The sequence below is a fragment of the Pseudomonas sp. 21 genome (assembly GCF_000955805.1).
GTDB lineage: Bacteria > Pseudomonadota > Gammaproteobacteria > Pseudomonadales > Pseudomonadaceae > Pseudomonas.
The window spans coordinates 93,382-117,976 of the sequence record NZ_JYOA01000007.1; the positions used below are offsets into that span (position 1 = coordinate 93,382).

General features: G+C 65.6%; 22 protein-coding genes. 9 read left to right on the forward strand and 13 right to left on the reverse strand.

What is annotated here, in order from left to right:
- Positions 1-275, forward strand: a 275-nt coding sequence (locus UB43_RS29930) for a hypothetical protein (protein WP_218187699.1), incomplete at its 5' end; no start/stop codon positions are given.
- A gap of 96 nt (positions 276-371) precedes the next feature.
- Here the strand turns inward: UB43_RS29930 and UB43_RS15895 are convergent.
- The 10 genes from UB43_RS15895 to bioB form a co-directional block, all read right to left on the reverse strand.
- Positions 372-2,150, reverse strand: a complete 1,779-nt coding sequence (locus UB43_RS15895; protein WP_045212765.1) for an acyl-CoA dehydrogenase C-terminal domain-containing protein — start codon at positions 2,148-2,150, stop codon at positions 372-374.
- 208 nt (positions 2,151-2,358) lie between these two features.
- Positions 2,359-4,155, reverse strand: coding sequence for an acyl-CoA dehydrogenase C-terminal domain-containing protein (locus UB43_RS15900; RefSeq protein ID WP_045212767.1), 1,797 nt, complete (start codon positions 4,153-4,155; stop codon positions 2,359-2,361).
- Positions 4,156-4,274: 119 nt separating this feature from the next.
- A complete protein-coding gene (locus UB43_RS15905) occupies positions 4,275-5,555 on the reverse strand; it encodes a diguanylate cyclase (protein WP_045212768.1) in 1,281 nt (426 codons plus the stop codon).
- A gap of 171 nt (positions 5,556-5,726) precedes the next feature.
- The gene (locus UB43_RS15910; protein ID WP_045212770.1) at positions 5,727-7,532 is read right to left on the reverse strand and encodes a phenylacyl-CoA dehydrogenase; all 1,806 of its coding nucleotides are present in this window, start codon (positions 7,530-7,532) and stop codon (positions 5,727-5,729) included.
- Between the two features lie 308 nt (positions 7,533-7,840).
- Positions 7,841-8,071, reverse strand: coding sequence for a hypothetical protein (locus UB43_RS15915; RefSeq protein ID WP_037015742.1), 231 nt, complete (start codon positions 8,069-8,071; stop codon positions 7,841-7,843).
- A gap of 73 nt (positions 8,072-8,144) precedes the next feature.
- Positions 8,145-8,828 (reverse strand): dethiobiotin synthase, encoded by a 684-nt coding sequence (bioD, locus tag UB43_RS15920; RefSeq protein WP_045212775.1) that lies wholly within the window; start codon positions 8,826-8,828, stop codon positions 8,145-8,147.
- Positions 8,829-8,914: 86 nt separating this feature from the next.
- Positions 8,915-9,721: a malonyl-ACP O-methyltransferase BioC gene (bioC, locus tag UB43_RS15925; RefSeq protein WP_045212777.1), complete on the reverse strand. Its 807-nt coding sequence runs from the start codon at positions 9,719-9,721 to the stop codon at positions 8,915-8,917.
- Entirely contained in the window at positions 9,714-10,439 is a 726-nt protein-coding gene (locus UB43_RS15930) for an alpha/beta fold hydrolase (RefSeq protein WP_045212779.1), read from the reverse strand. The genes bioC and UB43_RS15930 overlap by 8 nt, the downstream gene beginning before the upstream one ends.
- The gene (gene bioF / locus UB43_RS15935) at positions 10,432-11,637 is read right to left on the reverse strand and encodes an 8-amino-7-oxononanoate synthase (protein WP_045212781.1); all 1,206 of its coding nucleotides are present in this window, start codon (positions 11,635-11,637) and stop codon (positions 10,432-10,434) included. Before bioF ends, UB43_RS15930 begins: the two co-directional genes overlap by 8 nt.
- A 135-nt stretch (positions 11,638-11,772) precedes the next feature.
- A complete protein-coding gene (gene bioB, locus UB43_RS15940) occupies positions 11,773-12,831 on the reverse strand; it encodes a biotin synthase BioB (RefSeq protein ID WP_045212783.1) in 1,059 nt (352 codons plus the stop codon).
- Positions 12,832-13,073: 242 nt separating this feature from the next.
- Between bioB and UB43_RS15945 the strand changes: the two genes are divergently transcribed.
- From UB43_RS15945 to rarD, 6 genes are all read left to right on the forward strand, one after another.
- Positions 13,074-13,367, forward strand: coding sequence for a hypothetical protein (locus tag UB43_RS15945; RefSeq protein ID WP_045212785.1), 294 nt, complete (start codon positions 13,074-13,076; stop codon positions 13,365-13,367).
- Positions 13,368-13,391: 24 nt separating this feature from the next.
- Complete coding sequence (locus tag UB43_RS15950; protein ID WP_045212788.1) at positions 13,392-14,114, forward strand: ComF family protein; 723 nt, start codon at positions 13,392-13,394, stop codon at positions 14,112-14,114.
- 93 nt (positions 14,115-14,207) lie between these two features.
- Positions 14,208-14,972, forward strand: coding sequence for a TOBE domain-containing protein (locus tag UB43_RS15955; protein ID WP_045212790.1), 765 nt, complete (start codon positions 14,208-14,210; stop codon positions 14,970-14,972).
- Positions 14,973-15,090: 118 nt separating this feature from the next.
- Complete coding sequence (locus UB43_RS15960) at positions 15,091-15,462, forward strand: hypothetical protein (RefSeq protein ID WP_045212792.1); 372 nt, start codon at positions 15,091-15,093, stop codon at positions 15,460-15,462.
- Between the two features lie 68 nt (positions 15,463-15,530).
- Positions 15,531-16,505 carry a serine/threonine protein kinase gene (locus tag UB43_RS15965; protein WP_045212794.1) on the forward strand — a complete coding sequence of 325 codons (975 nt, stop codon included), beginning with the start codon at positions 15,531-15,533 and terminating at the stop codon, positions 16,503-16,505.
- Between the two features lie 245 nt (positions 16,506-16,750).
- A complete protein-coding gene (gene rarD, locus UB43_RS15970) occupies positions 16,751-17,638 on the forward strand; it encodes an EamA family transporter RarD (protein ID WP_045212796.1) in 888 nt (295 codons plus the stop codon).
- 647 nt (positions 17,639-18,285) lie between these two features.
- On the opposite strand, the gene UB43_RS15975 is transcribed toward rarD, so the two are convergent.
- Together UB43_RS15975 and UB43_RS15980 are read right to left on the reverse strand one after the other, a co-directional pair.
- Positions 18,286-18,804 (reverse strand): glycine cleavage system protein R, encoded by a 519-nt coding sequence (locus UB43_RS15975; RefSeq protein WP_045212798.1) that lies wholly within the window; start codon positions 18,802-18,804, stop codon positions 18,286-18,288.
- A 19-nt stretch (positions 18,805-18,823) separates the two neighbouring features.
- Positions 18,824-19,273 (reverse strand): GNAT family N-acetyltransferase, encoded by a 450-nt coding sequence (locus UB43_RS15980; RefSeq protein WP_045212801.1) that lies wholly within the window; start codon positions 19,271-19,273, stop codon positions 18,824-18,826.
- Positions 19,274-19,567: 294 nt separating this feature from the next.
- Between UB43_RS15980 and UB43_RS15985 the strand changes: the two genes are divergently transcribed.
- Positions 19,568-21,745: a malate synthase G gene (locus UB43_RS15985; protein WP_045212803.1), complete on the forward strand. Its 2,178-nt coding sequence runs from the start codon at positions 19,568-19,570 to the stop codon at positions 21,743-21,745.
- Between the two features lie 445 nt (positions 21,746-22,190).
- Positions 22,191-23,720, forward strand: a complete 1,530-nt coding sequence (locus UB43_RS15990) for an NCS1 family nucleobase:cation symporter-1 (RefSeq protein WP_045212805.1) — start codon at positions 22,191-22,193, stop codon at positions 23,718-23,720.
- Positions 23,721-23,755: 35 nt separating this feature from the next.
- Here the strand turns inward: UB43_RS15990 and pcaD are convergent, their stop codons facing one another.
- Positions 23,756-24,553 (reverse strand): 3-oxoadipate enol-lactonase, encoded by a 798-nt coding sequence (pcaD, locus tag UB43_RS15995; protein WP_045212807.1) that lies wholly within the window; start codon positions 24,551-24,553, stop codon positions 23,756-23,758.
- Positions 24,554-24,595: the final 42 nt, after the last annotated feature.

The following is a 24,595-nucleotide window of genomic DNA, read 5'->3' on the forward strand; positions in this document are numbered from 1 at the left end:
GCGCATGGCGCGCTCCTACAAGTTCGCGCCACCCCTTGCCGTTTGGCGCAGGGCCCGATCGGCGTACAAAAATCGCAGGCAAGAAAAAACCCCGCTTCTTGCGAAGCGGGGTTTTGCAGACCGATATCCTGACGTCCATGCAGGCCACCATCCGTGGTGGAATCCCTATATTTCCGTGTTGTCTTTGGCGCTTCCTGCGCAATGTCCTGACTGAGATAAAGGTTACCGCTGTAGACCTTTATCAGATAGACGCCGATCACCACCGCAGTTTGTAAGCTATGGCTTACAAAAATTCGAAATACCCTTCTTCTCAAAAGAAATATCCCAATAAAAAAGCCCCGCCGAAGCGGGGCTTTCTCACACGCGACAGCTTAGAACTGCGCGGCGTCCAGCAGGTACAGCGACTCGCTGCCGGCCTTCACCGAGGCGGTCAGGGAGTGGATGCGCGGCAGCAGACGGGCGAAGTAGAAGCGCGCGGTGCCGAGCTTGCTGGCGTAGAACTCGTCCTGGCCTTCCTTGCCCAGCGAAGCGCGAGCCATCAAGGCCCACATGTACGCGTAGGCGGTGTAGCCGAAGGCGTGCAGGTACTCGACCGAGGCGGCGCCGATCTCGTTCGGGTTGCCCTTGGCACGGTCCAGGACCCAGGCGGTCAGCTCGTCGAGGTTCTGCACGGCGGCGTTCAGCGGGCCGGTGAACTCGGCCAGTTCGGCAGAGGCCGATGCGGTGAAGGCACGGATCTCGTCAGTGAACAGCTTGGCGTACGCGCCGCCGCTGCCGACGATCTTGCGGCCCATCAGGTCCAGCGCCTGGATGCCGTTGGTGCCTTCGTAGATCTGGGTGATGCGGCAATCGCGCACCAGCTGCTCCTGGCCCCACTCGCGGATGAAGCCGTGGCCGCCGAAGATCTGCTGGCCGTGGATGGTGGTTTCCAGGCCCATGTCGGTGAGGAAGGCCTTGGCCACCGGGGTCAGCAGGGCGACCAGTTCCTCGGCGCGCTTGCGGGTGGTCGGCTCTTCGCTGTACTTGGCGGTGTCCAGCTGCATGGCGACGTAGCTGGAGAAGGCGCGGCCGCCCTCGTTCAGCGCCTTCATGGTCAGCAGCATGCGACGCACGTCCGGGTGGACGATGATCGGGTCGGCGGCCTTGTCCTTGGCGACCGGGCCGGTCGGCGCGCGGCTCTGGATACGCTCGCGGGCGTACTCCACGGCGCTCTGGTAGGAGCGCTCGCCAGTGGCCAGGCCCTGGATGCCGACGCCCAGGCGCTCGTAGTTCATCATGGTGAACATGGCGGCCAGGCCCTTGTTCGGCGCGTCGACGATCCAGCCGGTGGCGCCGTCGAAGTTCATCACGCAGGTGGCGGAGCCCTTGATGCCCATCTTGTGCTCGATGGAGCCACAGGACACGGCGTTGCGCTCGGCCAGGGAACCGTCGGCGTTGACCATCACCTTGGGCACCAGGAACAGCGAGATGCCCTTGGAGCCTGCCGGCGCGTCGGGGAGCTTGGCCAGCACCAGGTGGATGATGTTCTCGGTCAGGTCGTGCTCGCCGCCGGTGATGAAGATCTTGGTGCCGGAAATCTTGTAGCTGCCGTCAGCCTGCGGCTCCGCCTTGGTACGGATGATGCCCAGGTCGGTGCCGGCGTGCGGCTCGGTCAGGCACATGGAACCGGCCCAGGTGCCGGCGTACATGTTCGGCAGGTACTTGGCCTTGAGTTCTTCGCTGGCGTGGTTGAGCAGCGACAGGCAGGCGCCGGCGGTCAGCATCGGGTACAGGCCGAAGGACAGGTTGGCCGAGTTGACCATTTCCTCGACCTGGGCGCCGATCACCTTGGGCATGCCCATGCCACCGAACTCCGGCGCGCCGCCCACGCCCACCCAGCCGCCTTCGGCGTAGGTGCGGTAGGCCTCGGGGAAGCCGGCCGGGGTCTTCACGCCCTCGGCGCTCCAGCTGCAGCCTTCTTCGTCGCCGCTGCGGTTCAGCGGGGCGATCACGCCGCCGGTGACCTTGCCGGCCTCTTCGAGGATCGCGGCGGCGGTCTCGACGTCGACGGTCTCGGCCAGGGCAGGCAGTTCGGCCCACAGATTGGCGACCTCGAAGACTTCATTGAGGACGAATTGCATGTCGCGCAGGGGAGCTTTGTAGTCAGCCATGATGGATCCTCGAACGAAAACGACGGCTGATCAGGCAGCCAGCGGTATCAGAATAGGAGGTACACGAAGGTACGCCGCCGGAGTTTACTCCAACAACTTTTCAGACTTTAAGCGTCATGTTGTGACCACACAACTATGTATTGGTCACAATGTGTAGCGAAAAACGAGGAGGCCCGCGCAAGGCGGGCCTCCTCGACTGGCACGGGAATTACAGGGCGAACTGCTCGGCCGACAGGCGCATCAGCACCTCGGAACCGGCCTCCGCTGCCGCCACATGGGACAGCGCGCGGGGCAGCAGGCGGCTGAAGTAGAACTCGGCGGTGGCCAGCTTGGTTTCGTAGAAGGCCTTCTCGCCAGCGCCCTCTTCGAGCTTCTGCTGGGCGACCAGCGCCATGCGCAGCCAGAAGTAGCCGAGGGTGATGTAGCCGGAGTACATCAGGTAATCCACCGAGGCGGCACCGACTTCGTCCGGGTTCTTCATGGCGGCCAGGCCGAGCTTCTGGGTCAGTTCGCCCCACTGCTTGTTCAACGCCGCCAACTGGGCGACCTGGGCCTTGAGCTGCGGGTGCTCGGCGTGCTGCTGGCAGAGCTGATGAACCAGCTTGGTGAACCCCATCAGCAGCTTGCCCTGGCTACCGAGGACCTTGCGGCCCAGCAGGTCCAGCGCCTGGATGCCGTTGGTGCCCTCGTAGATCGGCGCGATGCGGCAATCGCGCACCAGCTGCTCCATGCCCCATTCGCGGATGAAGCCGTGGCCGCCGAACACCTGCATGCCGTGGTTGGTCACTTCCAGGCCGGTCTCGGTCATGAAGGCCTTGCAGATCGGCGTGAGGAAGGCCAGCAGGTTGGCCGCGCGCTCACGCTCTTCGGCGTCCTGGGAGAGGTGCTCGATGTCCAGCAGTTGCGCGGTGAAGTACGCCAGCGCGCGGTTGCCTTCGTTGAACGCCTTCATGGTCAGCAACATGCGGCGCACGTCCGGGTGGACGATGATCGGGTCGGCGGGCTTCTCCGGCGCTTTCGGGCCGGTCAGCGAACGCATCTGCAGGCGGTCCTGGGCGTAGCGCACGGCGCCCTGGTAGCTGGTCTCGCCAAGGCAGAGACCCTGCATGCCGGTGCCCAGGCGCGCGTGGTTCATCATGGTGAACATGCAGGCCAGGCCCTTGTTGGCCTCGCCGATCAGGAAGCCCTTGGCGCCATCGAAGTTCATCACGCAGGTGGCGGAAGCCTTGATGCCCATCTTGTGTTCGATGGAGCCGCAGGCCACGGCATTGCGCTCGCCGGCCTCGCCGTTCGCGTCCAGGTTGAACTTGGGCACGATGAACAGCGAGATGCCCTTGGTGCCGGCCGGTGCGTCGGGCAGCTTGGCCAGGACCAGGTGGATGATGTTCTCGGAGAGATCGTGCTCGCCGGCGGAGATGAAGATCTTGGTGCCGGTGATCGCGTAGCTGCCGTCGGCGTTGGGCACGGCGCGGGTCTTGATGATGCCCAGGTCGGTGCCGCAATGCGGTTCGGTCAGGCACATGGTGCCGGTCCAGACCGCGCTGGTCATGCGCGGCAGGTAGGTGTCCTTCTGCTCCTGCGTGCCGTGGGCGTGGATGGCGGCCATGGCGCCCTTGGTCAGGCCGGGGTACATGCCCCAGGAGCAGTTGGACGCGCCGATCATCTCGCTGACCAGCAGGCCGAGGGACGGCGGCAGGCCCTGACCGCCATATTCCGGGTCGCTGGAAACGCCGTTCCAGCCAGCCTCGACGTACTGCGCGAAAGCTTCTTTGAATCCCTTGGGCGTGGTCACCACGCCGTTGTCGAAGTGGCAGCCTTCCTCGTCGCCGGAGCGGTTCAGCGGGGCGATGACCTGTTCGCAGAACTTCGCGCCTTCCTCGAGGATGGCGGCGAACATGTCCGGGGTGGCGTCGGTGGCGCCGAGGGCTTCGTAGCGGCCGGTGAAGTCGAAGACTTCGTCGGTGAGGAAGCGCACGTCGCGCAGGGGGGCCTTGTACTCGGGCATCGCGAATCTCCGTTCGGTTCAGGGCGCCAGCGTGGCGCGGAAAACTCGAACCTAACGGGGCGTGACCGCCTGGACAATCACGCTGCACGCGCTGAATGCGTGGTCATAACCCGGCCGGGTCAGACGGTGCGCACCGCGCCGCGACGGGATTGCCCGTGCACGGCCACGCGGTTGCGCCCGCCGCTCTTCGCCGAGTACAGCGCCTCGTCGGCGCCCTTGATGACTTCCTCCGGGCTGCGCCGCTCGCCATCGCGCTCGGCGACGCCGACGCTGATGGTCACCGAGACCGTCTGCGCGTCCTTGCCGGTGCGCTTGTTGCGGCCCTGGCGGTCGTCCTTGGGGCGATTGCCACGGTCGCGCAGGTGCATGGCGTAACCCTCGATGGCCTGGCGCACGCCATCGAGGTAGGGCAGGCACTGCTCTACCGACTTGCCGGCGAAGACCACGGTGAACTCCTCGCCGCCATAGCGGTAAGCCTTGCCGCCGCCACCGGTGCGGCGCAACTGGCTGGCGACCATGCGCAGCACCTGGTCGCCGACGTCGTGGCCGTGGCTGTCGTTGAATTTCTTGAAGTGGTCCACGTCGATCATCGCCAGCACGTACTGTTGGCCCAGGCGCTGGAAGCGTTCGTTCAGCGCGCGGCGTCCGGGCAGGCCGGTGAGCTCGTCGCGGAAGGCCATCTGGTAGGCCTCGTGGGCCACCGCGCCGGCGAGGGTGAGCATCACCAGGCTGGTCATTACGGTCAGCGCGTGGGGCAGGATGAACACCTTGGGCAGCATCCACAGCAGCCCGAGCAGGCCCAGCAGCTGCGCGGCGTGCAAGGGCCGCGGCTGGCGCACGTAGGCGGCGACCAGGGCGATGAAAGCCATGAGGAAACCGAAGTAGGACAGTTGCGCCAGGCTCATCCAGTGGCCGTGCAACGCCGGCCAGTAGGTGTCGCTGAGCAGCTCCGCCAGGCCCTGCGGGAAGCGCTTGGCCAGGGCGGTCGCCACGCCCGCCACGGCAATCAGCGCGGCGCTGCGGGCCAGCAGGTCCTGCAGCATGTGCATGCGCTCCTGCCAGATGCCGTACAGGCCGTAGAGCAGCGGCAGCAGCACGCAACAGAGGTGGAACACCAGCGCCGCCTCCGGGAGCACCACGCGGTGCGCCTGGAAGTAGTCGACCTGGTTATCGAGGAGGAAATAGGCGATGTAGACCACCGCCAGCATGAACAACTGGCGCTGGCGCCCATAGACCATGCACAGCGCACCACCGAGCAGCAGCAACAGGGTCGGCAGGACGTTGAACAGCGAGGTGAAGAAATCGGACAGTTCGGCCAGGGAGCCGGCGGCGATGCCGGCCGGAATCAGCAACAGGGGCGTGAGGAAGTGGCTGAGCCGGTAGGGGGCCGTGGGTCGCACAGGGGGTTCCGCAAGGTGGGTGCCGGGCTCGCCGTCAGTCGATCGGCAAGTGGCGTAATGATGGCATTTTCTGCGGACATTTGTGTGGGATCGGATACGAAAAAGCCCGCCTTGCGGCGGGCTCCTTCCTGTTCAGCAGACGGACGGCGAACCGTCCGTACGGGGCGCTGATCAGTAACCGAGGGCGAAATCTTCCTCGGCCAGGTCCATCAGGTTGTTGGCGCCGGACAGCATGGAGCCAACGTGCGCGCGGGTGCGCGGCAGGATGCGCTGGAAGTAGAAGCGCGCGGTCTTCAGCTTGGCCTGGTAGAAGGCCTCTTCGCTGGTACCGGCAGCCAGCTTCTCGGCAGCCAGGCGAGCCATGTCGGCCCAGAAGTAGGCGAGGCAGGCGTAGCCGGAGAACATCAGGTAGTCGACCGATGCGGCGCCGACTTCCTCGCGGTCCTTCATGGCGGCCATGCCGACCTTCATGGTCAGGTCGCCCCACTCCTTGTTCAGCGCAGCCAGCGGTGCAACGAATTCCTTGACGGCTTCGTTGGCCTCGTTGGCCTGGCAGAACTTGTGCACGATCTTGGTGAAGCCCTTGAGCGCTTCGCCCTGGGTCATGAGGATCTTGCGGCCCAGCAGGTCCAGCGCCTGAACGCCGGTGGTGCCTTCGTACAGCATGGAGATGCGGCTGTCGCGGACGTTCTGTTCCATGCCGTGCTCGGCGATGAAGCCGTGGCCGCCATAGATCTGCACGCCGTGGTTGGCGGCTTCGAAGCCCACTTCGGTCATGAACGCCTTGGCGATCGGAGTGAGGAAGGCCAGCATCGCGTCAGCGGCTTTCTTCTCTTCTTCGTCCTGGCTGCGCTGGACGATGTCGACCTGCTTGGCGGCGAAGTACAGCATGGCGCGGTTGCCTTCGGCGAAAGCCTTGGCGGTCAGCAGCATGCGGCGTACGTCCGGGTGCACGATGATCGGGTCAGCGGCTTTTTCCGGCGCTTTCGGGCCAGTCAGCGAACGCATCTGCAGACGCTCGCGAGCGTAGGCGATGCCACCCTGGAAACCGATTTCGGCGTGGGCCAGGCCTTGCAGCGCGGTACCCAGGCGAGCGGTGTTCATGAAGGTGAACATGCAGTTCAGGCCCTTGTTCGGCGGGCCGATCAGGAAGCCGGTGGCGGCGTCGAAGTTCATCACGCAGGTAGCGTTGCCGTGGATGCCCATCTTGTGCTCGATGGAGCCACAGGAAACGGCGTTGCGCTCGCCCACGTTGCCTTCGGCGTTGGGCAGGAACTTCGGCACGATGAACAGCGAGATGCCCTTGGTGCCCTGCGGGGCGTCGGGCAGGCGGGCCAGCACGATGTGGACGATGTTGTCGGCCATGTCGTGTTCGCCAGCGGAGATGAAGATCTTGGTGCCGGTGATCTTGTAGGTGCCGTCAGCCTGCGGCTCGGCCTTGGTGCGCAGCATGCCCAGGTCGGTGCCGCAATGCGGCTCGGTCAGGCACATGGTGCCGGTCCACTCGCCGGAGACCAGCTTGGTCAGGTAGGTGTGCTGCTGCTCGGAGGTGCCGTGGGCGTGCAGGGTGTTCATGGCGCCGTGGGACAGGCCCGGGTACATGCCCCAGGACCAGTTGGCCTGGCCGACCATTTCGCTGATGGCCAGACCGAGGGATTCGGGCAGACCCTGACCGCCGTGCTCGACGTCATGGGCCAGGCTCGGCCAGCCGCCTTCGACGAACTGCTGGTAGGCCTCTTTGAAGCCGGTCGGCGTCTTCACGCCTTCCGGGCTCCATTTGCAGCCTTCCAGGTCGCCAGTGCGGTTCAGCGGAGCGATTACCTGTTCGCAGAACTTCGCACCCTCTTCGAGGATGGCATTCACCATGTCCGGGGTGGCGTCTTCGGCGCCCGGCAGGTTCTGGTAGTGCGCTTCGTAGCCCAGCAGCTCGTCGCGAACGAAACGGATATCACGCAAGGGGGCCTTGTAATCAGGCATAGCGGTAAACCTCTACGAAGGGTTCTGGTTAATGGGCGACCGGTTGCTGCGGTCGCAGTGCGGGAGCATTCCCGGCCGCCCAGTCGGTGCGCGCACGCATCCGGACAGTCAAACAGGCGTTTGAAACATACGTTTACGCCATACCCTTGTCAAGCATGCAAACCGACCATCCGGTCACGCTCGCAAGGCGCTTCGCCGGGCATTCCCGCAGCGAATTCCTGAGCTTGATTAAAGCCCATGGCAGAGCGGCCGGCGTGTCGTGAGGACAGCCGGCCGCCAGGGGAATTCAGTTCAGGGAAAAGTGGCCGTCAGGCGCGGATATCGATGAGCGTGCCGAGCGTTTCGTCGGCTGCCTGGATGACCTTGGCGTTGGCCTTGACCTCGTGCTCGCCGCGGCGCAGGTCCACGAGGCGGTCGTTCAGCACTTCGCTGGGCGCGGTGCCGGCAGTGGCGATGTCAGTGCTGGCGCGGTCGACGCGGCGCTGGCCGTTCTGCACGCCATACAGGCCTGCCGAGAAAGCATTGCCGGAAATTTCCATCGAGCGCCTCCACAACAAAAAGCAGCAAGTGGCCACTATTCAAGCAGACAGACCGCCCCAGGCCAAGGCTCGGTTACAAATCCAGGATGCCCAGGTCCAGGTGCGCGGACACCGCCGCCGGAGTCGCCGAGGCCAGGCGCGGCACGCGCCCGAGGCAGGGCGCGGGCAGCCGCTCGGCGAGGGTCGCGAGGTTTTCTTCCAGACGGGAGGTCTGCGCGTCGACGATGTTCGCCACCCAGCCGGCCAGCACCAGGCCGTCGCGCTGGATGGCCTCGGCGCTGAGCACGGCGTGGTTGATGCAGCCCAGGCGCACGCCGACCACCAGGATCACCGGCAGCCCGAGAGCAACGGCGAGGTCCGACAGGTTCTCCTCCCCCGCCAGCGGCACGCGCCAGCCACCGGCGCCTTCCACCAGGGTGAAATCGGCGCCCAGTTCCAGCACCGAACGCACCGGGCCCTTGAGCGCATCGACCGTCAACTTCACGCCCTGCTCGCGGGCGGCAAGGTGCGGGGCGATGGCCGGCTCGAAGGCGAAGGGGTTCACCTGCTCGTAGGCCAGCGGCACGCTGCACTCGCCCAGCAGCGCCAGCGCGTCGGAGTTGCGCAGGCCCTCGGGGCTGCGCTCGCAGCCCGAGGCCACGGGCTTGGCAGCGGCGGTGGACAGGCCCGCCTGCCGCGCCGCGTGGAGCAGGCCGGCGGCGATGGTGGTCTTGCCGATTTCGGTGTCGGTGCCGGTGACGAAGTAGGCGTGGGACATGGATTCCTCGGTGTCTTTCGTAGGAGCGGACTCCGTCCGCGATAGGTCCGCTTCGCGCCGGATATCATCGCGGACGGAGTCCGCTCCTACAGGGAATTGATTTTGCGCAGGACGGCGTAGACCACCCGGTAAGTCGCCGGCAGCCCCTCGGGCGTGCGGAAGCGCTCGTAGGCGGCGATCAGCGCGCGCACCCGCTCGCGCCCGGTGAGACCGTCGGGTCGGCCGGGGTTGAGGTTGTGCGCACCGAGCGCCTTGAGTTCATGGGTCAGGCTGCGCAGGTCGGGGAAGTGCAGGACGCGATCCTCGGTGCGCAGCTCCAGCACTTCCAGGCCGCTGCCTTGGCAATGCTGCTGGTACTGTTCGAAGGCACGAAAACGGTTCACATGGACGAAACCGTCTACCGCTTCCCAGCTCTGCCGCAGTTCGCCCAGGGTGCCGACGCACAAGCTGCTGAAGGCCAGCACGCCACCGGGGCGCAACACTCGGCGCGCTTCTGCGAGCACGGCCGGAAGATCGGCGCACCACTGCAGGGCCAGGCTGGAGAACAGCAGATCCGCTGCGCCATCGCGCAGTGGCAGGCTTTCGGCGTCTCCGCCGACAAAGTACTGCGCGCCACCTTGCTCGCGGGCGTGGCGCAGCATGCCCTCGGCAATGTCGACGGACAGTCCCTGTGCCTGTGGATAACGCGCCGCCAGGGCGCGAGTGAAATAACCGGTGCCGCTCCCCAGGTCGATCCAGCGCTGCGGCGCGCCCCCGGCTGGCAAAGACTCCAGCAGACGGTTGCCGACAGCACGCTGCAGTTCGGCTACCGCGTCATAAGTCGATGCGGCGCGGGAGAAGGAGGCGGCAACCTGGCGTTTGTCGGGCAGCGCGCTGGTACTGCAATCAGGCATCGTCGCCCTCGTGGATGAACTTCAGGATGGCGCCCGCCACTTCGTCCGGCTGCTCCAGCGGCAGGCCGTGGCTGGCGCCGGGCAACAGGCTGACTTCGACATCCGGCAGCCACTCCAGCAGCGCGTCGGCGGCACTGGCCGGAACCAGCGCATCGTTGGCAGCGAACAGGTGCAGTTGCGGGCCGGGATAGCGACCGAGAGCGGCGCGAGTATCGAGCTGCCCCAGCAGTTGCAGGCCGGCGGTCAGGCCTTCGGCATTCAATTGCGGCAGCGCCACCTGCAGCTGGCGCGCGAGGGTGCGCGCGTCGCGGGCGCCCTGGCTGACCAGCAGGGTGAAGCGCTTGCGCACCAGGTGCGGCTCCAGCAGGAAGGCCTCGAAGAAGTCCTCGAAGACCTCGCCGGCCATGGCGTCCGGCCAGTCCTCGCGGCGGCGGAAGCAGAGATTGGCGGCGATAGTCACCAGCCCCCGGCAGGACTCACCACGGCGCGCCGCCAGCTCGGCGCCAAGCATGCCGCCCAGCGACCAGCCGGCGATCCAGGCGTCGTGGGCGACGTTGTCGTCCAGTTCGTCGAGCCAGGCATTCGGATCGGCGTCCGCCGGCAGCGGCTCGATCTGCACGTTCAAATGCGGTGCCTGCTCCAGCAGTGCATCGCGCAGCGGTTCCAGCGGCGCGCTGCCCAGGCCCCAGCCTGGCAACAGGATCAGTTGGTCACGCATCATCGCCCTCCTCGGCATCGATCTCTGCCAGAAGGCTAGACGACACGCGCTGCCAGCTCTCCGCCAGCGCCACGAGCAGGCGATCGACCTGCGCTTCGGTGTGCGAAGCGGACAGCGTCACGCGCAGGCGCGCGGTGCCGGCCGGCACGGTGGGCGGGCGGATCGCGCCGACCAGAATGCCGCGCTGGCGCAGCTCGGCCGACAACGCCATGGCCTGGGCGCTGCCACCGATGAGGATCGGCTGGATCGGCGTCGGGCTGTCCATCAGCTCCAGGCCGATGGCTTCGGCACCGGAGCGGAAGCGCGCGATCAGCGCATTCAGGTGATCACGGCGCCAGCTCTCGGCGCGCAGCAGTTCCAGGCTCTTCAGCGTGGCGCATGCCACGGCGGGCGGCTGGCTGGTGGTGTAGATGTACGGGCGGGCGAACTGGATCAGCGTCTCGATCAGCTCCTCGCTGCCCGCAACGAAGGCGCCAGCGGTGCCAAAGGCCTTGCCGAGGGTGCCGACCAGTACAGGCACATCCTCCATGCTCAAGCCGAAGTGTTCGACGATACCGCCGCCGGTCGCGCCCAGCGGGCCGAAACCGTGGGCGTCATCGACCATCACCCAGGCATTTTGCTGTCGAGCCGTCGCGCAAAGGCTGGGCAGGTCAGCCAGGTCGCCGTCCATGCTGAACACGCCATCGGTGACGACCAGCGTATTGCCTTCGGCCTTCTCCAGGCGCGAGGCGAGGCTGGCGGCATCGTTGTGCAGGTAGCGCGAGAAGCGCGCCCCGGAGAGCAGGCCGGCATCCAGCAGCGAGGCGTGGTTGAGGCGGTCCTCCAGCACGCTGTCGCCCTTGCCGACGAGGGCAGTGACGGTACCGAGGTTGGCCATGTAGCCGGTGGAAAACAGCAGCGCGCGCGGGCGGCCGGTGAACTCGGCGAGCGCCAGCTCCAGCTCATGGTGCGGGCCGCAGTGGCCGTTGACCAGGTGCGAGGCGCCACCGCCGACGCCCCAGCGCTCGGCGCCGGCACGCATGGCGGCAATCACCTCGGGGTGATTGGCCAGCCCCAGGTAGTCGTTGGAACAGAAGGCCAGCATCGGCTGGCCGTCGATGACCACTTCCGGTCCCTGCGGCGATTCCAGCAGCGGACGGCGGCGGTAGAGGTCCTCCGCCTGGCGCTGGGCCAGACGGGCGGCGAGATCGAAAGGCATACGCAACCCCTTAGCTGCAATTCAGGCTTCCGGCTGAAGGCCGAGCCCGTAGGAGCGAGCTTGCTCGCGAACTGCCTGGCATCGGAGTGTCAGGGATGATTGTTCGCGAGCAAGCTCGCTCCTACGAAAAGCAGGTCAGGCCGAAGCCGCGTTATAGAACAGCTGCGAGTCGCGTTGTTCCACCAGCGCCTGCTCGATGGCGGCCTGGTGCACTTCGTCGGCGTGCTCCTCGCGCTCCTCGGGCTTGATGCCCAGGCGCGCGAACAGTTGCATGTCCTTCTCGGCCTGCGGGTTGGTGGTGGTCAGCAGCTTCTCGCCGTAGAAGATCGAGTTGGCGCCGGCCATGAAGGCCAGGGCCTGCATCTGCTCGTTCATCTGCTCGCGGCCGGCGGACAGGCGCACGTGGGATTTCGGCATCATGATGCGGGCGACGGCCAGGGTGCGGATGAAGTCGAACGGATCGACGTCCTTCTCCTCGGCCAGCGGGGTGCCCTTGACCTTCACCAGCATGTTGATCGGCACCGACTCCGGGTGCTCGGGCAGGTTGGCCAGCTGGATCAGCAGGCCGGCGCGGTCGTCCACCGACTCGCCCATGCCGAGGATGCCGCCGGAGCAGATCTTCATCCCCGCCTCGCGCACGTACGCCAGGGTCTGCAGGCGCTCGCCGTAGGTGCGGGTGGTGATGATGTTGCCGTAGAACTCCGGCGAGGTATCGAGGTTGTGGTTGTAGTAGTCCAGGCCCGCTTCGGCCAGGGACTGGGTCTGCTCCTGGGTCAGCTTGCCCAGGGTCATGCAGGTTTCCAGGCCGAGCTTCTTCACGCCCTTCACCATTTCCAGCACGTAGGGCATGTCCTTGGCGGACGGGTGCTTCCAGGCGGCGCCCATGCAGAAGCGGGTCGAGCCGATGGCCTTGGCTTCGGCAGCGGCCTGCAGCACCTTCTGCACTTCCATCAGCTTTTCCTTGTCCAGGCCGGTGTTGTAGTGGCCGGACTGCGGGCAATATTTGCAGTCTTCCGGGCAGGCGCCGGTCTTGATCGACAGCAGGGTGGAAACCTGTACGCGGTTCGGGTCGAAATGTGCGCGGTGCAGGGTCTGCGCCTGGAACAGCAGGTCGTTGAAGGGCTGTTCGAACAGGGCGCGGACTTCGGCAAGGGTCCAGTCGTGGCGGGTTACTTGGGCTGCGGTGGCACTCATCGGCAAAGTCCTTCGACGCTTTGGGGGCGCCTCTTGTCTAAGGTGCCCCGGCGGCGCGCCACCGGGGAAATCAGGCTCAAGGCATCATATGTGGAGCTGTGACGCTGTCAACCATTCCCGCGACACAGGTCGACAAGTGCCCATTTATTGATCAATTACAACGATCTCGTAGCGGCTGAGGCTGAACCGATCCGCCCCATTGCCGCTCCAATCAGGCAGAACACTCAGGAGTCATACCCCAGATGGGAACAGAAGGATTCTTCGACGGCCTTGGCCAGATGGTCGGCAAGGCCATCCGCTTCATCGTCGATCTGCTGTCGGGCGTGCTCGGCGGCCTGTGGCGCGCCATGGACGACTTCTTCCACGGCCTGGCGCGGGCTGTGGGAATCGACGTCTCGATCTTCAGCTTCGTCCTGCTCTTCATTGGCCTGCTGTTTCTCTACAGTGGCATTCGCGCCTTCCTGCGGCGCTCGATCTTCGGCGGGCTGATCTGGACGGTGCTGGGCCTGGTGGTCCTGAGCTGGCTGATCCACTGACGGCGCCGCCCTGCGGAGGGCGGAATGCGATTACTTCCCTGGCGCCCCACCTGGTGGCGCCCACGCGTGCAATGCCTGCTTTGCGGTGGAACGGCGGAACCTGCCGCCCTGCCGCTGTGCGCCGGTTGTGACGACGACCTGCCCTGGCTCACCGGCCACTGCGTGATCTGCGCCCTGCCCCTGCCCACCACCGATCTCGCCTGCGGCCAATGCCTGCGCCGAGCGCCAGCTTTCCAGAAAGTGGAAACGCCGTTGCGCTACGGCTTCCCCGTCGATGCGCTGATCACCCGCTTCAAGCATCAGGCCAACGCGCCGCTGGGCCGCTTGCTCGGCCAGTTACTGGCGCGCCATCTGCGGCACGCCTTCGACGAGGGCCTGGCTCGACCGGAGCGGCTGATCCCCGTTCCCCTGTCACGCCGGCGTGAGCGCCAGCGCGGCTTCAACCAGGCCGCCCTGCTGGCCGACTGGATCGCCGAGCCTCTTGGCGTGCCTGTGGATAAGCGCCTGGTGCTGCGCACGCAGGACACCCCGGCCCAGCAAGGCCTCGATGCCGCCACCCGCAAGCGCAATCTGCGCAACGCCTTCGTCCTGGCCGACGGAGCCATGGTCGATGGCCTGCACCTGGCGCTGGTGGACGACGTGCTGACCACCGGCGCCACCGCCGAACGCATCGCCCGCCTGCTGCGTCGCGCAGGAGCCAGGCGGGTGGACGTCTACTGCCTTGCCCGCACGCCGGCCCCGGAATAGACGACCGTTCGGCCACATTCCCGACATTTGCCCCTTGCGTTTTGCACGCCAGCAACGGAGCCTCGTCGCATACCAATAAGTACCCGCGAAACCATGACCACCCTCAGCCTGTTGACCCAACACGTTACCCGCCGCCCGCAGCGCATCGCCCTGCTGGCGCAGATCGCCCAGCTCGGCTCGATCACCCACGCCGCCAAGGCTGCCGGGATGAGCTACAAGACCGCCTGGGACGCCATCGACGAACTGAACAATCTCTCCGACCGGCCGCTGGTGGAACGCAGCGTCGGCGGCAAGGGCGGCGGCGGCGCACGCCTGACGGTCGAGGGCGAACGCCTGCTGGCGCTGTACCAGCGCCTGGAAGCCCTGCGCGAACACATAGTCGAGCACGTCGAGCACCAGGCCGACCTGGAGCTGATCGGCCGCCTGATGATGCGCACCAGCGCACGCAACCAGTTGCACGGGCGCGTCTGCGCGGTGGAGCCGTCCGGTCTCAACGACCTGGTGTGCATCGAGCTGCCCGGCGGCTCGCGCATCCAGGCGCGGGTGACCCGCGAGAGCACCGAGAAGCTGGAACTGGCCAACGGCGTGCCGGTGGTGGCGCTGATGAAAGCCGGCTGGCTCTACGTCGACCTGCCGCACATCCCCTGCCCGGAAGGCCTGAACGCGCTGGAAGGCCATGTCGATGACATCCGCGAAGCCGAAGACGGCCCCAGCGAAGTGCGCATCCAGTTGCCCAGCGGCCAGATGCTCTGCGCCCTGACCGACCCGGAGCGCATCGAGATCCTCGGCCTGAAAGCCGGCTCGCCGGTGCGCGCGCAGTTCTCCCCGGCGCAGGTGATCCTCGGCACGCCGCTGTAGTCCCCGTTACACGGGTTTCCCTGCCTCATATCAAGCCCAGCGGCGCCGCGCCGCGCTCCAATAGCCGATAGAGTTCCGCCCCGGCCGGGCGGAATCTTGGCCTACCGGAGCTCCCACCATGCGCCGCCCACTGCTGCTGATCACCCTGCTGTTCCTGCCCTTCGCCAGCCACGCCGGCCCCGACGTGCTGCGCGTCGGCGCCAGCGACGAACTGATGCCGATACTCGAACCCGTGGTCGACCAGTACCAGCTCGACACCCACAACAAGGTCCTGCTGATCGGCGGCGGCGAAAGCGAACTCACCGAGCAGGTGCGCCAGGGCACGCCCTACGACCTGCTGCTGACACCGCTGCACAACACGGCCAAGCCATCCCAGGCGGTCCAGTGCAAGGCCCGTTCGATGCAGAAACTGACCCTGGTGAAGGGTGAGCGCCGGGCGCTGGCCACGGACTTCGTCGACTACCTGCGCAAGCACTGCCCCGACCACTGAGGCGACTTCCCACCCATTGACGGTGGACTGGGTACACTAGGCAGCTTTACCACTGCCGGATCGTCGCCATGTCTCATCCTTTTTCCGACCTCACGCCCGATCTGGTACTGGATGCAGTGGAAAGCATCGGTTTTCTCAGCGATGCCCGCGTTCTTGCGCTCAACAGCTACGAGAACCGCGTCTACCAGGTGGGCATCGAGGACAGCGAGCCGCTGATCGCCAAGTTCTACCGCCCCGGGCGCTGGACCAGCGAGGCGATCCTCGAGGAACACACCTTCTCCGCCGAACTGGCCGAGTGCGAAGTCCCGGTAGTGGCGCCGCTGGTGCACGAGGGACAGACCCTTTTCGAGCACGCCGGCTTCCGCTTCACCCTGTTCCCCCGCCGTGGCGGCCGCGCGCCGGAGCCGGGCAACCTCGATCAGCTCTATCGCCTCGGCCAGTTGCTCGGTCGCCTGCACGCCGTGGGCGCCAATCGCCCCTTCGAGCACCGCGAGGCACTGACGCCGCGAAACTTCGGGCACGAGTCCCTGGCCACCCTGCTGGAAGGCAACTTCATCCCGAAAAGCCTGCTGCCGGCCTATGAATCCGTGGCCCGCGACCTGCTGAAAAAGGTCGATGACTTGTACGCCCGCGTGAAGTACACGCCCATCCGCATGCACGGCGATTGCCACCCCGGCAACCTGCTGTGCCGCGACGACACCTTCCATGTCGTCGACCTGGACGACTGCCGCATGGGCCCGGCCGTGCAGGACCTGTGGATGATGCTCGCCGGTGAACGGCACGAACGCCTGGGCCAGCTTTCCGAGCTGGTGGACGGCTACCAGGAATTCCACGATTTCGACCCGCGCGAACTGCCGCTGATCGAAGGCCTGCGCTCCCTGCGCCTGATGCACTACAGCGCCTGGCTGGCGCGCCGCTGGGACGACCCGGCGTTCCCGCCGAGCTTCCCCTGGTTCGGCAGCGAGCGTTACTGGGGCGAACAGGTGCTGGTGCTGCGCGAGCAACTGGCGGCGCTGGATGAGGAGCCGTTGCGACTGTTCTGAGTGCTGACCGCGCTCGCGACCGCATTGGCTCTTTGTAGGGGCGAGCGAACCGCCCGACATCGAGTTCGTGGGCAAACGGGTTCGCGAGCAAGCTCGCTCCTACAGGCAATGCCCTTCTGCGTAACGGCAACGTTACGCACATTCTTTCAGACCCTACCGTCATCACCCGCGGCGGCACAGACAAGCCTTCGCGAGCGCCCTAGAATTGTGCGGCCACTCATTAGCTGCCTAACCAAGGATGTTCCATGGCCACCGCCAATCCCCGCCGGGGCTACGCCCTGGGCTTGACTGCCTACGTCATCTGGGGGCTCTTCCCGATCTACTTCAAGCTGCTCGAACGCATTCCCGCCCTGGAAATCATCACCCATCGCGCCATCTGGTCGGCGGTGTTCGGCGCCCTGCTCCTGCTGGTGTGGAAGCATCCCGGCTGGTGGCGCGAGCTGCGCGAGAACCCCAAGCGCATCGCCGTACTCACCACCAGCGGCCTGCTGATCGCCAGCAACTGGCTGGTCTACGTCTGGGCGGTGAACAACGGCCACATGATCGAGGCCAGTCTGGGCTACTACATCAACCCGCTGATCAACGTATTGCTGGGCCTGGTGATCCTGCGCGAACGCCTGCGTCCGCTGCAGTGGGTGGCGGTCGGCCTCGCCGCGCTGGGCGTGGCGCAGCAACTGTGGCAACTGGGCAGCCTGCCCTGGGTATCGCTGGCGCTGGCGCTGACCTTCGGCTTCTACGGGCTGATCCGCAAGCAGGCGCCGGTGGCGGCGTTACCGGGGCTGGTCGTCGAAACCTGGATCCTGCTGCCACTGGCGATCGGCTACCTCGTGCTGTTCGCCGACGGCCCGAGCGTGCATGCGGACTTCTGGACCACCAAGGACGCCATCTGGCTCGCCGCCGCCGGCCCGATCACCCTGGTGCCACTGGTGTGCTTCAACGCGGCCGCGCGCCACCTGCCCTACGCGACCCTGGGCTTCCTGCAATACCTGGCGCCGACCCTGGTGCTCTTGCAGGCAATCCTGCTGTTCGGCGAGCACCTGGACACCACGCGCCTGATCTCACTCTGCTGCATCTGGGCGGGCCTGGTCGTCTACAGCCTGGACATCTGGTATCGCCTCTCCCGCGGTGACTGATCATTAATTGATCCACCGCCTGCAAGCCACACCAGCTGTGGCTTGCAGGCAGTCACCCGCAGATTGTCCACAGCTCTATCCCGCGATTGCGGGGATAACGGCTGTTTTTTCCACAAGCCACTCCGCCACGTTCTTCTCGGTGCTGCCCTGGCTGTCACCACGCGATGACATGATCAATATTTGACCAAACCTGCGTAAGCCCCGTGAAATCTAGCGTGCAGAGAGATTCCCCCGGCTTTTCCACAGGCTGATCCCCGCTTCGTGTGGACGGATGGGCGCCGCCCGCTCAGAAACTGGACAACTCCGTGAAGCCCAGAAGCGGCGTGGCCTGCAGCGTTCCATGAACGGCTTCTCCACAGACTCTTCCAGTGGATTTGTGCACAGCGCCTGGAAGGTTCGGAGCTCCGTTTTCTCTGAGCCTCTGCTGTACAAAAAACAAGCAGCAGCATCAAACACCCGGAAACAGGGCATCACAGACACTTATCAACAGAATGCCCACGGCGCGATCCCCGCGATCTGTGCACAGTTCCAAAGTTCGACGTGGATAAGAAGATTGGCGCCAAGCCCAAATGAAATGGGCCCCCTGTCAATTCATCAACAGAGAACCCACAGGTTTTTCCACAAGACGGGTGGTCAGAGCAGCGTAGCTATTCCCCGCTGTGGAAATTCAGTTCCACCATCAGGTCATCGGCCAGCTCTTCCAGCTTCTGCTGCAGGGTTTCCAGTGGCAGGGTCAACGGCACGGCCAGCAGCGCCTCGGCGTGGAACAGCGGCTCGCTGCTCATCGGCGCGGGGAGCACCTCGGTGGTCAGGCTCTCCAGGTTCACGCCGTGTTCGGCCAGCAACTGGGTGATGTCGCGGACGATGCCGGGGCGGTCGTTGCCCACCAGGTCGAGATGGATCGGCTTCCAGTTGCAGGCCGGCTCGATGCCGCTTTCCGCCAGCAGCACGCGGATGCCGTGCTCGCTCAACTCCTGCAGGCCTTCCACCAGTTCGTCATAGCCCTCGGCGGGCACGGCCACGCGAAGGATCCCGGCGAACTGCCCGGCCATGCGCGACATGCGGCTTTCCAGCCAGTTGCCGCCGTGGGCGGCGATGCATTTGGCCACGCGCTCCACCAGACCGGGCTGGTCCTGGGCGATGACGGTCAGTACGAGGTGGTCCATGAGCAGTCTCCGCGAAGGGCTAGGCCGTGAGGTCCAGCCAATAGGTGTAGAACTTGTCGTCCCGCTTGTAGCCCAGGCGCTCGTACAGCGACTGGCCAGCGTGGTTGGTCTTCGCCGTCTCCAGCATCAGGCCGCAGGCGCCGGTGGCTTCGCCATGGGCGCGGGCAGCGTTCATCAGCGCCTCGCCATAACCATCGCGGCGCGCGGCCGGCAGCACATAGAGGTCACTGACCAGCCAGGACGCCTGCAGCGCCAGGGAAGCGAAGAACGGGTACAGCTGCACGAAGCCGACCGCCAAGCCATCGATGCTGCGCGCGATGAACACCGTGGACTGGCCACTGCCGATGCGCGCCCCGAGGTACTCGCGAATCTTCGCGTGGGGCGCGGGCACCTCGTAGAAATCGAGGTAGCCGGAAAACAGCGGAACCAGGTCATCCAGATCGGTGGGGGTGGCAAGCGTCACGGACATGCGGGATTCTCCAGGAGGGAAGAAGCAGTATAGGCACGGCGAGGTTAGCCGGCTGCGACGGGCTGCCACAGGTACCCATTCGGGTAATGCGTGTACAGTTTTAAGATTTATCTGGAACAATCCAGATGATATTTGCGAACATAAGATCTGCTACGTGACTGATATGCGTACTTTGGTCTAACCGCGACGCTAGCCCACTGATTTTTCCCACGGCATCATGTAGTATTCCGCGGCTCGGACTACAAGGCGTTTTGCCTGTGTCCAGAGCTGGTCCTGAGCAGAGTGAGGCAAGCAATGACTGAACGCGTTCAAGTCGGTGGCCTGCAGGTCGCCAAAGTCCTTTTCGACTTCGTGAACAACGAAGCCATTCCCGGCACCGGCATCGAAGCCGGCAAGTTCTGGGCGGGCGTAGAAACCGTAATCAACGACCTGGCGCCCAAGAACAAGGCCCTGCTCGCCAAGCGCGATGACATCCAGGCGAAAGTCGACGGCTGGCACCAGGCCCGCGCCGGCAAGCCGCATGACGCAGCCGCCTACAAGGCCTTCCTGCAGGAAATCGGTTACCTGCTGCCCGAGCCGGCCGACTTCCAGGCCAGCCCGCAGAACGTCGACGACGAAATCGCCCGCATGGCCGGCCCGCAGCTGGTCGTGCCGGTGATGAACGCGCGCTTCGCCCTGAACGCCGCCAATGCCCGCTGGGGCTCGCTGTACGACGCCCTGTACGGCACCGACGCGATCAGCGAAGAGAACGGCGCCGAGAAGGGCAAGGGCTACAACAAGGTCCGCGGTGACAAGGTCATCGCCTTCGCCCGCGCCTTCCTCGACGAAGCCGCTGCGCTGGAATCCGGCTCCCACGTCGACGCCACCGCCTACGTCGTGAAGAACGGCGCGCTGGCCGTGACCCTGAAGAACGGCAGCGAGACCGGCCTGAAGAACGCCGCTCAGTTCCTCGCCTTCCAGGGCGAAGCCGCCAAGCCGAAAGCCGTGCTGCTCAAGCACAACGGCCTGCACTTCGAAATCCAGATCGACCCGACCAGCCCGATCGGCCAGACCGACGCCGCTGGCGTGAAAGACGTCCTGATGGAGTCCGCGCTGACCACCATCATGGACTGCGAAGACTCCGTCGCCGCCGTCGATGCCGACGACAAGGTCGTGGTCTACCGCAACTGGCTGGGCCTGATGAAAGGCGACCTCGCCGAGCAGGTCTCCAAGGGCGGCAGCACCTTCACCCGCACCATGAACCCAGACCGCGTCTACACCAAGGCCGACGGTTCCGAGCTGAGCCTGCATGGCCGCTCCCTGCTGTTCGTGCGTAACGTCGGCCACCTGATGACCAACCCAGCGATCCTCGACGCCCAGGGCAACGAAGTGCCCGAAGGCATCCAGGACGGCCTGTTCACCAGCCTGATCGCCATTCACAACCTGAACGGCAGCGCCACCCGCAAGAACAGCCGCACCGGCAGCGTGTACATCGTGAAGCCGAAGATGCACGGCCCGGAAGAAGTCGCCTTCGCCGCCGAAATCTTCAGCCGCGTCGAAGACCTGCTGGGCCTGCCGCGCAACACGCTGAAAGTCGGCATCATGGACGAAGAGCGCCGCACCACCGTCAACCTGAAGGCCTGCATCAAGGCCGCCGCCGAGCGCGTGGTGTTCATCAACACCGGCTTCCTCGACCGCACCGGTGACGAGATCCACACCTCCATGGAAGCCGGCGCCATGGTGCGCAAGGGCGCCATGAAGACCGAGAAGTGGATCGGCTCCTACGAGAACAACAACGTCGACGTCGGCCTGGCCACCGGCCTGCAGGGCAAGGCGCAGATCGGCAAAGGCATGTGGGCCATGCCCGACCTGATGGCCGCCATGCTCGAGCAGAAGATCGCTCACCCGCTGGCCGGCGCGAACACCGCCTGGGTTCCGTCGCCGACCGCCGCCACCCTGCACGCGCTGCACTACCACAAGGTCGACGTGTTCGCCCGCCAGGCCGAGCTGGCCAAGCGCGCACCGGCTTCGGTGGACGACATCCTGACCATTCCGCTCGCCCCGAACACCAACTGGAGCGCGGAAGAGATCAAGAACGAGCTGGACAACAACTCCCAGGGCATCCTCGGCTACGTAGTGCGCTGGATCGACCAGGGCGTCGGCTGCTCCAAGGTGCCGGACATCAACGACGTCGGCCTGATGGAAGACCGCGCGACCCTGCGCATCTCCAGCCAGCTGCTGGCCAACTGGCTGCGCCACGGCGTAGTGACCGAAGAGCAGGTGCTGGAAAGCCTCAAGCGCATGGCTTCGGTGGTGGATCGCCAGAACGCCGGTGACGCCCAGTACCGCCCGATGGCGCCGAACTTCGACGACAACGTGGCCTTCCAGGCTGCGCTGGAACTGGTCCTCGAAGGCACCCAGCAGCCCAACGGCTACACCGAGCCGGTCCTGCACCGCCGCCGCCGCGAGTTCAAGGCCAAGAACGGCCTGTAAGAGCTTCGCCAAGCGTTGAAAGAACCGCCCTTCGGGGCGGTTTTTTTATGCCTATCGGTTGGGATTGGTGCCGCCCCCAGCCGATCGCTGACAGCGTCCGCTCCTACGCCGAGCCTACCTGTGAGGGTGGGAGCGGACTCTGTCCGCGATTGCCCTTGAGCCACTTCGGAACCCATGCGTAACGCCTGTGCACAATTATTGTGTACAAAATCCCCAGTCAGCTAGTTTCCCGTATCGGCAGGATCTGACTCTCAAGTCAATGATTGCTATGGGAAAATTATTTCACGCCCCCTTGAACACCTGGCAAAGCCGCACCAAACAAGGGCTCTGCTCGATTCCAAAGGCAGGGGAAAATCAAGCGGAGCTGCAAGGTGAACCGGGCTGGCACGGAATTGGCTTTTGCACACAAACCAAAAAAAGCCGTGCATACAAAGCCGAGTAGCCCATGACCAGCAGTCCTACCCACCTGTCCGGCGTTACCCCCCTCCAATCTGTCGATAGCGCGGCCGCCGCCCGGCCGGCCGCGCCAACCCTGAGCCCACGCCTGTACAGCGCCGACCTGGCGCCGACCAAGGCTGCGGGCCGCAGCTGGGGGCGCTACAGCCTGTTCGCGCTGTGGACCAACGATGTGCACAACATCGCCAACTACTCCTTTGCCATCGGCCTCTTCGCGCTGGGCTTGAGCGGCGCGCAGATCCTCGCTGCCTTCGCCCTGGGCGCGCTGGTGATCTACGGGCTGATGAACCTGTCCGGCTACATGGGCCAGAAGACCGGCCTGCCCTACCCGGTGATGTGCCGTATCAGCTTCGGCATCCACGGCGCGCAGGTGCCGGCGCTGATCCGCGCGGTGATCGCCATCGCCTGGTTCGGCATCCAGACCTACCTCGCCTCGGTCGTGCTGCGCGTGCTGCTCAGCGCCATCGCTCCGAGCCTGGCGGCCTACGACCAGGACTCGATCCTCGGCCTGTCGACCCTGGGCTGGATCACCTTCCTCGGCATCTGGTGCGTGCAGTTGGTGATCTTCGCCTACGGCATGGAGATGGTGCGCCGCTACGAATCCTTCGCCGGCCCGATCATCCTGGTCGCCTTCGCCAGCCTCGCCGGCTGGATGTACTGGCGCGCCGGGCTGTCGATTGCCTGGTCCAGCGGCAACGCGCCGACCGGCGCGACCATGTGGCTGAAGGTGCTCGGTGCCGCGGCACTGTGGGTTTCGCTGTACGGCACCATGATCCTCAACTTCTGCGACTTCACCCGCAATTGCCCGGACCGCCGCACCATCAGCGTCGGCAACTTCTGGGGCCTGCCGGTGAACATGCTGGGCTTCGCGCTGATCGCCGTGGTGCTGGCCGGCGCGCAGTTCAGCATCGACGGCAGGCTGGTGCAGAACCCCACCGAGATCGTCGCCGCCATCCCCAACACCTTCGGCCTGGTGCTGGCCTGCCTGGCCTTCCTGATCGTCACCGTGGCGGTGAACATCATGGCCAACTTCGTCGCCCCCGCGTACGTGCTGACCAACCTCGCGCCGAACCTGCTGAACTTCCGCCGCGCCGGCCTGCTCAGCGCCACCATCGCCGTGCTGATCCTGCCGTGGCACCTGTACAACAGCCCGGCGGTGATCGTGTACTTCCTCGGCGGCCTGGGCGCACTGCTCGGCCCGCTGTACGGGATCATGGTCACCGACTACTACCTGGTGCGCCGTGGCCGGGTGAACCTGCCGGAGCTCTACAGTGAAAGCCGCGAGGCGGCCTATCACTTCAGCGGCGGGGTCAACCTGCGTGCGGTGGCGGCGTTCGTCCCGGCCGCGCTGATCGCCATCGTCCTGGCGCTGGTGCCGGCGTTCGAAACGCTGTCGCATTTCTCCTGGTTCTTCGGTGCCGGGCTCGGCGCGCTGATCCACTTCGCCCTCGCCGACCGCAAGCGCAGCCATGTGGATGTCTGCGGCGAATCCATCGCGGTGGACGCTGCGCATCACTGAGGCCGACAAGGCCGCCTTCGGGCGGCCTGGTTCGTTCAGGGCGCCAGCAGGAAGTCCAGCACCGCGCCTTCGAACTCACGGGGAAACTCGATGTTCGACAGGTGTACCGCCGGCAGTGTGAACAGGCGCGCGCCGGGGATTGCCTCGGCAATCAGCTCGCTGTGATCCGCGGCGGTAACCGTGTCGAATTGCCCTGCGATCACCAGCGTGGGCAGGCGGACGTTCCGCAAGGCCGTGCGCAGATCGGTTTCCTGCACGGCGGCAAAGGAACCGGCCAGCCCGTGCCGGTTGGTCGCCAGCAGCGTGGCGCGGAACGGCGCCACCTCCGGGCGGTCCTGCTCCAGCCAGGTCGCCGGGAACCAGTTGCCGAGGAAGGTCGCGGCGGTGTCCCGCATATCCTCCGCCTCCAGCACTTCGGCGATGCGCGCCTCCCACTGATCCTGTGGCCCCAGCCAGGCGGAAGTGTTCGCCAGCACCAGTCGCTCGATACGCTGCGGTGCGTTCAGCGCCAGCCATTGCCCGACGAAACCACCGAGCGACAAGCCGAGAAAATGCGCACGTTGCACACCCAGTGCGTCCAGCAATTCGATGACGTCTTCGCCCAGCCGCGCCAGCGAGTACGGCCCCGGCGGCACGCTGGAAGCGCCATGGCCGCGAGCGTCGTAGCGCAGCACGCGGAAGTGCTCGCTCAGCGCGGCAATCTGGCCGTCCCACATATGCAGGTCGGTGCCGATGGAGTTGGACAGAACCAGCAGCGGCAAGCCGCCGGCGCCATCCAGGCGGTAGGCAATGCGCACGTTGTCGCGGGTCGTCAGGTAGTGCAGCGGGCTCATGGGGGCGTCTCCGTCAGTGAAGGTGCAGACGAAGGTAGTTGC